This is a genomic window from Clostridium sp. CM027, assembly GCF_024730565.1.
Taxonomy (GTDB): Bacteria; Bacillota; Clostridia; order Clostridiales; family Clostridiaceae; genus Clostridium_AD; species Clostridium_AD estertheticum_B.
Map to the genome: position 1 here is coordinate 2054387 of NZ_CP077725.1, position 13738 is coordinate 2068124.

General features: G+C 33.2%; 13 protein-coding genes and 1 other annotated feature. Of the genes, 2 read left to right on the forward strand and 11 right to left on the reverse strand.

From position 1 onward, the window contains the following. Nucleotides 1–481: 481 nt before the first annotated feature. Nucleotides 482–1930 (forward strand): DEAD/DEAH box helicase, encoded by a 1449-nt coding sequence (locus KTC92_RS09735; RefSeq protein ID WP_216303836.1) that lies wholly within the window; start codon nt 482–484, stop codon nt 1928–1930. 235 nt (nt 1931–2165) lie between these two features. On the opposite strand, the gene KTC92_RS09740 is transcribed toward KTC92_RS09735, so the two are convergent. From KTC92_RS09740 to KTC92_RS09770, 8 genes are all read right to left on the reverse strand, one after another. After that, nucleotides 2166–2300, reverse strand: a complete 135-nt coding sequence (locus tag KTC92_RS09740; RefSeq protein WP_258280576.1) for a hypothetical protein — start codon at nt 2298–2300, stop codon at nt 2166–2168. An 82-nt stretch (nt 2301–2382) separates the two neighbouring features. Continuing rightward, nucleotides 2383–2441 (reverse strand) — a sequence feature (sodium ion sensor (DUF1646 type); this cis-regulatory element may regulate processes involved in with the transportation of sodium ions). Between the two features lie 178 nt (nt 2442–2619). Then, nucleotides 2620–2727 carry a hypothetical protein gene (locus KTC92_RS18700; protein ID WP_369811899.1) on the reverse strand — a complete coding sequence of 36 codons (108 nt, stop codon included), beginning with the start codon at nt 2725–2727 and terminating at the stop codon, nt 2620–2622. An 87-nt stretch (nt 2728–2814) separates the two neighbouring features. Continuing rightward, complete coding sequence (locus KTC92_RS09745; protein ID WP_220286776.1) at nt 2815–3072, reverse strand: hypothetical protein; 258 nt, start codon at nt 3070–3072, stop codon at nt 2815–2817. Between the two features lie 142 nt (nt 3073–3214). Beyond that, nucleotides 3215–3880, reverse strand: coding sequence for an ABC transporter ATP-binding protein (locus KTC92_RS09750; RefSeq protein ID WP_216303838.1), 666 nt, complete (start codon nt 3878–3880; stop codon nt 3215–3217). A gap of 10 nt (nt 3881–3890) precedes the next feature. Next, nucleotides 3891–5264, reverse strand: a complete 1374-nt coding sequence (locus KTC92_RS09755; protein ID WP_216303839.1) for an ABC transporter permease — start codon at nt 5262–5264, stop codon at nt 3891–3893. A gap of 108 nt (nt 5265–5372) precedes the next feature. Next, complete coding sequence (locus KTC92_RS09760) at nt 5373–6473, reverse strand: sensor histidine kinase KdpD (protein WP_220286777.1); 1101 nt, start codon at nt 6471–6473, stop codon at nt 5373–5375. Further along, nucleotides 6455–7132, reverse strand: coding sequence for a response regulator transcription factor (locus tag KTC92_RS09765; RefSeq protein WP_216303841.1), 678 nt, complete (start codon nt 7130–7132; stop codon nt 6455–6457). Before KTC92_RS09765 ends, KTC92_RS09760 begins: the two co-directional genes overlap by 19 nt. Nucleotides 7133–7649: 517 nt before the next feature. Next, nucleotides 7650–8021, reverse strand: a complete 372-nt coding sequence (locus KTC92_RS09770) for an ATP-binding cassette domain-containing protein (protein ID WP_220286778.1) — start codon at nt 8019–8021, stop codon at nt 7650–7652. Nucleotides 8022–8760: 739 nt separating this feature from the next. Here KTC92_RS09770 and KTC92_RS09775 point away from each other — a divergent pair. Then, on the forward strand, nt 8761–8958 hold the full coding sequence (locus KTC92_RS09775; protein ID WP_165413285.1) for a cold shock domain-containing protein: 198 nt from the start codon (nt 8761–8763) through the stop codon (nt 8956–8958). 91 nt (nt 8959–9049) lie between these two features. Here KTC92_RS09775 and KTC92_RS09780 read toward each other — a convergent pair whose 3' ends face one another. The 3 genes from KTC92_RS09780 to KTC92_RS09790 form a co-directional block, all read right to left on the reverse strand. Then, nucleotides 9050–9619, reverse strand: a complete 570-nt coding sequence (locus KTC92_RS09780) for a DUF6143 family protein (protein ID WP_220286779.1) — start codon at nt 9617–9619, stop codon at nt 9050–9052. Nucleotides 9620–9917: 298 nt separating this feature from the next. After that, nucleotides 9918–11939: an ABC transporter ATP-binding protein gene (locus KTC92_RS09785; protein WP_216303844.1), complete on the reverse strand. Its 2022-nt coding sequence runs from the start codon at nt 11937–11939 to the stop codon at nt 9918–9920. Next, entirely contained in the window at nt 11936–13711 is a 1776-nt protein-coding gene (locus KTC92_RS09790; RefSeq protein WP_216303845.1) for an ABC transporter ATP-binding protein, read from the reverse strand. Before KTC92_RS09790 ends, KTC92_RS09785 begins: the two co-directional genes overlap by 4 nt. Nucleotides 13712–13738: the final 27 nt, after the last annotated feature.

Here is a 13738-nt window from a genome sequence, read left to right on the forward strand (position 1 = left end):
CTACTTTATATTAACAAGTAAGTATAAATCAATGTTATTAATTTCAACAATTTATGTTGTTTGCTTTTTATCTCCAGATTCTTAAATGATATAAAATTGTAATTTAACTTATATGAACTTTAAAACAATATTATCACATTAGTTTTTTTTTTACAATGCAAATTCACTGTTTATCAATGAATTTATATTGCAAAACATTAGTACCCTGCTATTATCGATAATAGCTGGTATGAAGTCATTACTTCCAATTAAATTTAGCTGTTTTCAATGTTTTCCTGTTTCGGTGGTAATATTTACGTTGAAATACATGGGTGTGATATAATAAAAAAGTTAGTGTGTATATTGGTGATCCCAATGTAATGATAGGGACAATGTACCTATCTGCAATAAATAAAAAAACGGAGAATCCTTGTATGTGGAGCATAAAAAAATATAATCCTAACAATAATAGTAATAGAATTATAAGGAAAGAGATGATCAAATGATAAATGCAAATTTCAACGATTGTAAGTTAAGCAGTGAGTTATTAAAAGCAATTAACATGTTAAATTTCAAGAATTTCACAGAAGTCCAAAAGCAGGTTATACCAGCGGTAATCGCGCAAAAGGATGTAGTAGTAAAGTCCCAAACCGGAAGTGGGAAGACTGCCGCATATGCCATTCCTATTTGCCAATTAGTAGATTGGGAAGAAAATAAACCCCAAGCATTAGTGCTTACACCAACAAGAGAGCTTGCTATTCAAGTCAAAGAAGATATTTTTAATATAGGTAGATTTAAAAGACTTAAAGTATCTGCAATTTATGGAAAGTCTCCTTTCTATGATCAAAAAAAGGAACTTAAACAAAAAACACATGTAGTAGTTGGCACACCTGGTCGTATTATTGATCATTTAGAAAAAGGTACATTTGATACATCAAATGTAAAGTATCTTGTAATAGATGAAGCTGATGAAATGCTTAATATGGGATTTGTAGATCAGATAGAAACAATAATAGGTGGCTTATCAAAAGAACGTGTGACTATGTTATTGTCAGCCACAATGCCCAAAGATATAGAGACTTTATGTAACAACTACATGAAAGATCCTATATACATAGAAATAGAGGACCAAAATAAATTAAAAAGTAATATATGTCAAGAAAGATATAACGTAGATGAACTAGATAAAATAGACCTTTTAAGAGATATAACCATAGTAGAAAACCCTGATAGCTGTATAATATTCTGCAATACAAAACTAAAAGTAGATGCAGTTTATAATAAACTGGCAAATCTCGAGTATACTTGTAAAAAAATACATGGTGGAATGGAACAAATTGATAGATTAAGAGTAATGAATGATTTTAAAAAAGGTTATTTTAGATATCTAGTGGCTACAGATGTTGCAGCTAGAGGCATAGACATAGATAGCATTAGCCTTGTAGTTAATTATGATATACCGGGCGACAAAGAAAGCTATGTCCATAGGATAGGAAGAACTGGACGCATAGGAAAGACAGGCCATGCAATTACCTTTGTAACCAGAAACGAAAGCAGATTTTTAAATGATATACATCAATATATTGGCAAAGAGATTATTTTAAACGAAAGACCTTCAACCGAAACCGTAAGTAATGCCAAAGAAGAATTTGCGAGAAAAATGAATACAAGACCTGAAGTTAAAGAAGCAAAAGGCGCCGAGCTAAGCAAAGAAATTATGAAATTACATATTAACGCAGGTAAGAAAACAAAGATGAGAGCAATGGATATTGTAGGTACACTTTGCAGTATTAACGGCATGACAAAAGATGATATAGGAATCATCAATATAATTGATATATCTACTTTTGTAGAAATATTAAATAATAAAGGTGAGTTGGTATTTAAGGAATTACAAGAAACACCTATCAAAGGTAGACTTCGCAGCGTAAGTAAAGTGATATATGAATAGAAAAGTAGCTATCAGTTAAGATGTTAGTAGTAGGGGTAAGGCTTCTTTTGTTCCCCTGCTACTAGTTTTTTTGTATAATAATTAACAACTTTGTTACTATTCCTATCTGTATTCTTAAACATCGCCCGGATGACAAATAATAAAGAGGTGTTTCCATAATATTTCATAAAGATCCCATCCATAACTAATTTCTTTAATAAGGTCCTGTTTGCCACTTAAAAAATGAATCTACTTTTTATTTATTTTTTTGTTGTTCTTCTTTTTCTCTTCTTTCTTTTTCAACTTTTGGAAAAAAAATAAAATTAATATAAACAAATCCTATAATTAATATTCCAACAGTAACAATTACAATCATATCTTGAGAATTCATATCATTGCCTCCTTGTATTAGTATCTATAAATAATTTTTAATGTTTATTAATCAAAAAATAAAAAGGCGGGACTCAAATAAGAGTTTCCCGCCCTAGAAACAAAATTCTCGGAATCAAACTAAGCTTCAGTTTGTCCAACCGCTAAAAAACATTAAAATATATTTTTCTATATAGTATATAATACTACATAGTTTAAATTAATTCAATTTCTAAATAAAAAATCCTTTTCTTTGTAAAAAAGAGTAACTTTCATAAAATAACTGGTGTATTTATTTTGTGTGAGATTAAAAGGGAGTTATAGGCTTTTAACTTAAAAGCCTATAACTCCCTAATGTTATTTAAATTATTTTGCAAAGATTTAAGTGCATCATCTTCTATTTCACAGAACTGTCCAAGTAATGCTAAATTAGTTGAATCTTCTGGAATAACTTAATAGATGTTTTAAGAATATGAGTGAACTACTCCATGACTGGTTATTTACCGCTTACGGACAAAACACTTTTAAGGATTATATTATTTATCGTTATCCTTGAGCCAATCCTTAAAATCCTCATCCTTTATTTCATCATCTTTAGAAATGTTGGATGGTGAAGGGGTTACTTGATTCTCAACGTTAAGCTTTGTTTCCGTATCGGATGAATTCTTTTGCAATATCCACCCCAGCGTAAATATAATAACTGCAAACAACACATATTGTGCACAGTTTGCCATGTAGAAGTTTACGATATCATACTCGTTTCCTTTTAGCTCCAACTTTCCCTGTGCAATCATCGTAGAAATTTGGTCTTGGCAGTGGATCACTGCCCAAGTCGTATAAAGCACAAGTAAAACGGCAAATACATATAAAATGATACTAAAAATCGGAATTTTCTTTTTACCCCTGTTTCATTTACTCCCTTTCTATGAATTATCACTATTTAATTAAAAGCAATTTTCCACCATTTATTCCCCAAACCTCGTCTGCACTGGATGTGACTTTTTTGGAATGGGTGACGATGATAACGCACTTTCCCTCATTATGGGCAAGTGACGTTAAAATCTTCAAAACTTCCGCTTCAGTCTCACTATCCAGATTTCCTGTGGGTTCGTCGGCAATAATGACATCAGGATTGTGCGACAATGCGCGGGCAATGCCGACACGTTGCTGCTCTCCGCCGGAAAGCCTTAAAATTTTGCGATCTGCTGTTTCTTTGTCAATTTCAACCTTCTCTAAAAGCGCATATGCAAACGCTTTTTTATCTTTTTCTTTACTGCCGCTTATATTCATGGAAAGAACGATGTTTTCCATGGCTGTCGCATTAGTAATCAAATTGAAACCCTGAAAAATAACGCCGATGCTTTTTGACCTGTATTCGTCACGGTCCAATATTTTAAGACTTGTACCACCATACAATATTTCTCCACCCGCACAGACATCTAGTCCGCAAACAAGAGATAACAATGTTGATTTTCCCGAACCGGATTTCCCAACAATAGTATATACTTTCCCAGCTTCAAACGTCGCAGTGACGTTTTTGAAAACTGATTTCTTACTGCCTTCATATTGATACGACACATCTTTTAATGTTAATACACTCATTTTAACCCTCCTAATTCCTTTCCATCAATATCTTGATAGGTTCGTATTTCGTAATCTTGCTGGTACTTACAATGCTTGAAGCTGATGCAAGTAGCAGGGCAATAAGCGATATTTTCCAAAGAGAGTCCAGACTCAAATGAGCACCTAGTTCACTGACTGGTTTATCATTACTGGTATCTGAATCTGAGCCAAACGACATCATTTTATCAGCGCCAGCTGAAGCATTTTCTGCCGCTGTTATCTGATTTTTAAGTAAGGCGTTTGCTATAGGTTGTGATGATACACTTCCTATACCAAGCCCTATTACAAGGCATATTGTGGTAATTATCAGTGATTCAGTTATAAATCCCGCCGCTACCTTGCCTTTTTTCATTCCCATTGCACGAAGAACTCCGACTTCATATTTACGTTCTCTTACTGAGATGGAAGAAAGTAAAACAAGAATGAGCATTCCCAATATTAGGACAACAATCATAAATGTCATGGATATGCTTTTTAAACCTTCCACAGGTCCGACTACTTTGTCATAGCCTGCATCGTCTGCACTTACCACAAAAGTGTCAGCAAGTCCTTTTGTACGCAATTCAGCTTCAAACTTAGGCAATAAATCAGGGTTTTTTAGATAATATGACGCATTAATCATAACTCCTTCATCTTTCGCATTAATTATCGTATTAAACGTGGTAAGAATCTCATTACGTCTATTTGCCCAACTAGAGTGTATCGGCATTCCTCCGAACTCATCTGTTGTATCGAAATACAATCCTGTTACAGTTAATTTAATGCTTTTTCCATTACCTTTGACAGTAATACTATCACCAACAGAAATATTATTAAGCTTTGCAAATTCTTTGCTCAAAATACATTCATTTTCAGCTTTATAAATTCTGCCGTCTATTATCTTTCTTTTTCCATCCTTAAATTCTTCAAGATTATCAATATCTGATTCGCCTTTAAGCTTCATTGTTGGAATTTGTACTTCTTTACCTGAACCATTTGATGAAATGGACCCTCCTTCCCCTTCTTCTTTCCTAGCTTTCTCATCTTCATCTTGACCTATTCCCTTTAGTTTCTCACTACTAGTTTGTATTTCTGCGGATAACTTACTTTCTTTAATATAATCAGATTTAGCAAATGATAAATATTGATCAGCAGTTAATCTGCCCCCCCGCTTACCGCTTTCCATAATTTTGTCAATATCAGGCGCTATACTAACCTTTGCGCCGAATTCAGATTTGTAATTGTCAATAATTTCACTTGTTGCGTTGTTTATTATCAATGATACCACTGTCGTAATTATGATGATAAGGATAATAATACCCATAAGAATATTTCGTCCCTTGTTTCTGCCTACGTTTTTTATTGCATTTTGAAAAATGTACATTGCTTTGCCTCCTTGAATTAATTTGTTAGATTTCACAAAGTGGTTCATCTGAAGATTTCTTTTTAGACGAATTCACTTTGGAACAATTTCATTTTAGCAAATCTAATGTTAATCTAACGTTAAGGCCTCAGGTAAAATCATAAAAAAGGTTGTGCCACGCACATCCCGGTTTTCCACCCAACAAATACCACCACAAAGCTCACAGACATGCCTCACAATACTTAATCCAATGCCATATCCATTTCTTTTGAGCTTGCCTACTCTATACTGGTAATCAAATAATTTTTCCTGTTCCTCTTCATCAATACCTTCTCCTTCATCGGAAACAGTAATAATGATGCTACCTTTTTTGTTTTCAACTGAAACCTGTATTTCTCCACTACCACCGTACTTAATAGCATTTGAGACAAGGTTAGAGACCGCGCGGCTAATCCATAGTTCACGTCCATACACCAAATTGTTAGCATAATCGTCAAAATTAAAATCAACCTGCGGGTAAATTTTTCTGTATTCGTCACATACATCCGCACACACTAAAGCAACGTCTACAATTTCAGTTTCCCCACTGTCTTTTGTTGCGGAGAGGGTCAAAACATCGTTCAAACTATCGGTGAGTTTATCCACCTCAGCCGTATAATCCGAGTTTTCCGAAAGCTGTAGTTTTGCCCGAAGTAATGCAAGAATGTTTTTTTGCTCGTGTGTCACATAGGAGCTTAGACGGACATAATCAAGTGCATAAGCCTCCAATCTGTCCTTTATTTTCTGATATTCTTTGACAACAGCTGGGTGTTGGTCTGGTAACGAATTTTCTTCGCCAATATTACAAAGCTGCTTTGCAAGCAATAGCGCCTGCTCCTCGTTTTGCCTTCTTAGTATTTTGGATAAGATAATTGTTCCAACAATGAACATTCCTATAATGCATATAATAAGAATCGGTATGTTTTTAAGCAACGCACTTATATAATAATTTTCCAAATTAGTTTTTGTAACAACAGAAGTGTACTTGTCATTAAAAGGTATTTCCATACTTTCGCCCTGCATAGAATAAGCAATGTTTTTCTCGTTTGCAACAAATAAATGTTTTGGCAAATTTGATTTTGGAACAGATATTGTGCTAACAAAAATATAGAAAACAAGAATTAAAAGTGCTGTTACCGCACCGGAATAATAAAGAAGAAGCCAATTAATTTTCATTGTTTTTTTTCGCATAACTGATACCCCTTCCCTTTAATCGTAATCAGCAATCCTTCTCCGCCTTTCCGAGTCAGCTTCTTGCGCAAATTTGCAATGTGAACGCGTAAAACGGACGAAAAAGGGTCATAAAACTCATCATACACATGTTCTACAATATCTTCACTTGATACAATATCCGGGCTTCTACTTGCCAGATATTCCAATATGTCAAATTCCTTTGCCGACAGTACTGTTTCAAATTGACCCACAAACACCTTGCGCGTATTTGGATAAACCTTAATTTTTCCAAGATCGATTTCATTTTTCGTGCGTCCATAAAAACGCCTAACAACGGCCTGTATTCTCGCTTCAAGCTCTACAAAGTCAAATGGTTTGATGATATAATCATCAGCACCACTATTAAGTCCTAACGCCCTTTGTTGAACTTCATCCCGCGCTGAAACTATAATAATCGGTGTGTGGATATTGTTTTCACGTAAAAAGGACAAAATTTCTATCCCGTCTTTATCCGGAAGATTAAGGTCAAGCAAAATTGTGTCATAACTATTTGCAAAGGCTTTTTCTTCACCTTCAAATCCTGTGTTCGCGACATCGGCAGTAAACCCATTTTTTTCAAGTCCGATTTTCATTACATATGACAATTCTTTGTCATCCTCTATGATAAGTAGACGCATTTTTAATCACCTCTCAAACTATCCTGTAGTACCGTACCCTCGAAAACTCTCAAGCCATTGATATTCCTTAATTTGTTTTTACATAAAAATCATCACGTCACAATTTCGTGACTGTGTTTATGAACTTAAAAATATCAATGACTTATCTCCCTAATTTAAATTATTTTCACCAGCTTATGATTTTTCATATAATTCCAACTCGATTTATCTTTTAAATAGTATTAACCCTATTATAGACCTAAGTACTGATTTCCATGCTATTTCAACTAAATCATAATCATTGTCTCTAAAAGCGTTTATTGTAAATTATAATTTTTTGACTGAACTCTATTATACATTATCCAATGTTAATTCCGTGTTAATGCAAAATCTTGCTCCTGTTTAAATGTAGATGCAATTATGTACCTAAGATATTAAGAGAGTTTGGAATGGGATATTTTGAAGGGAAAGCACCTTAATAAAAATACAATAGTAGGTAGAATATATTTATTAATTTTGGTGCTAATATTAAATAACCCTATAAATTTTCTAAACCCACTAATTGAATAGTTTTTGATAACGAGTCTTTATCCACATTTCTAAGTTTTGCATAAAACTTTAAACACTGCAAACATGTTAAACTTGGATAGAAAATGGGCACCTCAATGATGGCACCAACTTCTTTAATGTATTTTAAAAATTCTTGCTCCACATCAAAATTATAGAGCTTTATTTTTCCTTGAGTAATACTAGATAAACCTACCATTAGCTTCATCAAGGTGGTTTTACCTGCACCATTTGGGGCAACCAAACCCACAATTTCATTTTTATTTAATTCGAAATTGATATTTTTTAAGATTTCCTTATTGCTTATATTTTTGCGAACATTTTCACATTCTAAAATACCCATAATGTCACTTCCTTCATTTCTGTTTGATGACTTTATAGGACCAAACTTTTGGCCCTATATTATCCAAGTCTTCCCAAGTGAAACTTAGTTCTTCATGAAAAAACTTATTTTTACGATGAGTCTTAAAAAATTAACGTTTATGAAAACTATATAGCATCTCCTATGCATCAAAAAAAGCATCCACATAGGATGCTTTTTAAATATATTTTATCCACAATTCTTGAACAAACATGTTACCTTCTATGCTTGTATTTAAGAATGCATTATGATATTTTTTATCTATAATCTGTTTTGCGCTGTACAGACCTAGTCCTCGTCTTTTCCATTTGTGGAATAGCCTTCTTCATATATCTTATGAATCTTAGGTTCCTGTCCAATAAAATCATTTCAATAACTACGGTCACATAATTATCTTTATAACTTTATTAGTTATCTACATATATAGTAGCATATTTTACTGACCCTTTTCATCTAAAAATCCTTTTAAAATTGATTTTCTTTCATTTTAATCCTCCTAATCTACAATTAATTTTATGCTAAATATAAAACAATTAGTTAATATAACTTGCTTTTTATAATAAACTATGATAACATAAGAATTGACTTAAATGAATAGTAATTAATGTAGCACATATATATTTCAATTGGTACTTTTAAATATAGTATTTTAATATCGAAATTTTATTAGTGAGCTATTACAAAGCATTTAAGAAAATAAAATTTCGGAGGTATACATTATATGAATGGTACAGTTAAATGGTTTAATGGAGAAAAAGGATTTGGTTTTATTACAGGAGAAGACGGAGTAGATGTTTTCGCACATTTTTCTCAAATAAATTCAGATGGTTACAAATCACTTGATGAAGGTCAAAGAGTTTCTTTTGACATCGTTAAAGGACCTAAAGGACCACAAGCAGAAAACATTTCAGTTTTATAATTAAAAAAAGACCATTAAATAGTTATACTATTTAATGGTCTTTTTTTATTTGTATGATTTACAACGTACGTATTTGTAGCTTAGAAAAGTGTTAATTATTACATTTGTTACTTATGCTTTCTTCCCACCAACCAAAAGCTATCCTACCTTCTGTTAAAACTTCTGGTGTTTCTGGATTTGATAGAAATATTAAGAAATTACCACCTTCGCCAATAATTATTTTACCATTTTCACTTTCCACCAATGTTGTTTCAGGCTGGGCACGTCTTACAAAAGCTTTGATTCCACCAGTTGGCTCACCTATAACATTAGATGCGTATTCTAATTTCACCTTTGCTCTAGGTTGTGGTTTGACACTTAAATTTGTAGGCGTTACAAGTGCATACTTAACATCTGACTCAGGAGGAGTTGCGTTAAACCAAAACTGTGCACGGAAAGCTGACTCTGCAACATCAGTTACAGTCCAAACATTCACATGTAAAATAACACCTGAATTAATTGGATTGTATAATCTTGCCCAGGCACTTGTACCTTTCCCAAATACTAAATCATCAGCATACCCAATAAAATATTGTCCACGCATAGATTCGTACAGCTCTATAGGAATATCAACAGTTTTCGAAAGTGTTTCGTATCTATCTTTACAATTTTTTTGATTCATTAAATTACCACCTCACTACATTATATTTGCAATATTAAAATATCGTGACATGATAAATTTTCATAAAAAAATACTAGTAAGAGTCACTCTTACTACTTTTTGAATGTTTGTTTTAATAATCTAAAACATCAATGCATTGGCATTTCTGCTGGTATTTCTTAAGATGAAAATGATGCCTATACCTTTACAAGTAATATCCCAAACATAATTATGCATAAAGATACCCTATAGGGCAGACTTTTTTTACTTGTCTACTCTATAGGGTATTTAAAAATTTCATTTATCATTATTCTTTTATTTATACTACTTCATTATCTAAGTTTGCTCCACTAAATTGACTATTATAAAGATCTGCATAGAATCCATTCTTAGCAAGAAGTTCATTATGACTCCCCATCTCAATAATACTTCCTTTATTCATAACTAATATTAACTCTGCATCTTTAATTGTAGAAAGTCTATGTGCAATTACAAAACTTGTTCTATTTTGCATAAGTTCTGTCATAGCCTTTTGTATATAAACTTCTGTTCTTGAATCAACGCTACTTGTAGCTTCATCAAGTATCATAATAGTTGGATTTGCAAGTATTGCCCTAGCTATAGTAAGAAGTTGTTTTTGACCCTGTGATATATTTGAAGCTTCTTCATTTAGTATTGTATTATATCCATCAGGAAGAGTCTTTATAAAGTGATGCGCATGAGCTGCTCTTGCTGCCTCTATAGCTTCTTCATTAGTTGCTCCCTCTTTACCATACGCAATATTCTCCATTATAGTACCATTAAAGAGCCATGTATCCTGAAGTACCATCCCAAACATATTACGTAGTTCTCCACGCTTTATGTCTCTGATATCCACTCCATCAACTGTAATTGAACCTGCATCTATCTCATAGAACCTCATAAGCAAGTTAACAAGTGTAGTTTTACCAGCACCTGTTGGTCCAACAATTGCAATTGTATGACCTCTTTTTACATCGAGGTTCATATTCTTAATAAGAGGTTCTTCTGCTTTATAACTAAAGTCAACATTCTCAAACTTAACTTCTCCCTTAGGAAGCTCAACTACCTTGGTATCCTCAGTTTCTACAAGCTCTTCGACCTCATCTAATAATTCAAAAATACGTTCAGCTGAAGCTACTGTTGATTGAATTATGTTAGCAATATTTGCAGTTTGAACTATTGGCTGAGTAAACTGACTAGAATATTGAATAAAGGCTTGAATATTACCAATACTAATTTTACCTTGCGTTGCTAAAAATCCACCAACAACACAAACTACTACATAACCTATATTACTAACAAATCTCATCATAGGCATTATTATTCCCGATATGAACTGAGCTTTCCAACCCGAAACATATAATCTGTCATTAATATTTTTAAACTCCTCAATAGAATCCTTCTCATGTCCAAAAGATTTAACAATTTTGTGTCCAGTATACATCTCTTCAACATGACCATTAAGTGCTCCAATTTCCTTTTGCTGCGCTGCAAAATATTTTTGGGATCGTTTTGCTACAAACGCTGTCACAACAATATATAGTGGCAAAGTTAATATAACAACCAGCGTCATTAATGGGCTTATTGTGAGCATCATAATGATAATACCTACGATTGTAACAACAGACGTAATAAGCTGTGTAAGACTTTGTTGAAGCGTTGTTGATATATTATCAACATCATTTGTTACACGACTTAATATCTCACCATGAGTTCTTGAATCAAAAAACTTAAGTGGTAACCGCGAAAGCTTATTTTCAACTTCTTTACGCAAATTATAAACAGTTTTCTGCGCAACTCCAGCCATTATATATTGTTGAAGAAATGCAAAAACTGTACTTACTATATATAATGCAAATAATAAAAGAATAATATTTCGAATGTATATGAAATCTATCTTTCCACCATTTACATCCATTATTTTAGAAATTCCAGTTTTAATTTTGGCAAGGCCCTCAATTACTTCAGGCCTCTTTGCAACTGCTGGATCAGACTTTATTAAAGCTGCTATTTTGCCCTGCTGAGCATGCAACTGAAGTAACCCAACTTTACTCATTATGCCTTCAAATAATTTATCTAAAGCTCTTGCTGAAACCTTAGGTCCTACTATTGTAAAAACAGTACTTACTATCGCAAATATAAATACCAGAATAAAATTAGTTCTTTGAGGCTTTAAATAACTTAAAAGCCTTTTTAATGTACCTTTGAAGTCCTTTGCTTTCACTACAGGACCTGCGAAGGATCCCATTGGTCCACCTGAGCGCCCCATGCCTTTTCCCGCTCCTTCACCTGATTTATTGTTCTTGTTATTTTCACTCATGATAATTCCTCCTCTGAAAGCTGTGAAGATACAATTTCATGATATATCTTACAACTAGTTAAAAGTTCCTTGTGAGTTCCTATGCCTGCAATTTTGCCCTCATCTAAAACTATAATTCTATCTGCGTCCATAACTGTTGCAACCCTTTGGGCAATGATTATTACCGTTGATTTTGCTGTTTCTTTTTTAAGTGCTTCACGTAGTTTTGCATCAGTTTTAAAATCAAGTGCTGAAAAACTATCATCAAAAATATATATTTCAGGTTTTCTAACTAAGGCACGTGCAATAGATAGACGCTGTTTTTGTCCACCAGAAACATTTGTTCCTCCTTGGGCAATAAGATGGTCATATCCTTCTTTCATTCCATTAATAAAATCTGTAGCTTGTGCTACCGTAGCTGCATGCTGAATTTCTTCAATAGTAGCATTATCCTTACCATATTTAATATTCTCGGCAATAGTTCCAGAAAAGAGTACAGTATTTTGAGGAACGAAACCAATCTTAGACCTTAGAGCTTCCTGACTCATTTCGCGAACATCTACTCCATCAACCAATACTAAGCCACTAACTGCATCATAAAAACGCGGTATTAAGTTTATAAGAGTTGATTTACCAGAACCTGTACCACCAATAATAGCTGTTGTCTCACCAGGTCTTGTACTAAATGTTATGTGGCTAATGGCTGGTTGATCTGCACCTGGGTAGCCGAATGTTACATCCTTAAACTCAACATATCCACTTTGTTTATCAGCCAATTTAATAACCTTTGGATCAATGATTTCCGGTTCCATTTCTAATACTTCATTTATTCTTATTGCAGAAGCTTGCGCCCTTGGTATCATTATAAATACCATAGCAAGCATTAAGAATCCGAATAAAATTTGCATTCCGTATTGTATAAATGCTATTAATGAACCAACTTCCATACTTGAAGCATCTATTCTTTTAGCGCCGAACCAAATAATAGCAACTGTTGTGACATTCATAATTAACATCATTACTGGCAATAAAAATGCCATGATTTTATTCACTTTTACAGCATTATTCATAAGATCAGTATTTGCATCATCAAATCTAGCCTTTTCAGTATCTATACGATTAAATGCACGTACAACCCTAATACCAGTAAGTCCTTCACGTAATACAAGATTCAATTTATCTATCTTCACTTGCATTAATTTAAATAATGGCATAGCGAATTTAAGGGTTATTCCAATAATAATTCCAAGTAACGGAATTACAACTGCAAAAATCCAGGTTAAATGTGCGTCCTCTCTTAAAGCCATAACAATACCACCTATAGCAGTTAAAGGTGCAAAAAGCATAATAGAAAAAATCATTACAGTTGCTGTTTGAACCTGAGTAACATCATTTGTAGTCCTTGTTATAAGGGTTGCAGTACCGACCTTATCAAACTCATGCAGCGAAAACCCTTCAACTTTAGCAAACAATTTATTACGAATAATCCTGCCAAACCCTACAGCAGTTCTTGACGATAGGAATGCAGCTACAACTGAGCATATAGCTCCACCTGCTGAGAATAATAGCATAAGTCCGCCTATTCTAATAATATAATCTATTCCTTTATAAGTTCCACTGAATCCTAAAAATGAAATAGTTTGAACTACATCCTTTTGTACTATACCTTTATCAACTATATTAGCCATTAAGGTTGGCAAATATAGGTTCGCAAGTACTTGAGTAAAAATCAATATAACTATTAGCACTATTTGCAATGTGTATTCTTTTAAAAATCTAAATAATTTAATCAAAAGTATCATCTCCATTCATTTGTTATT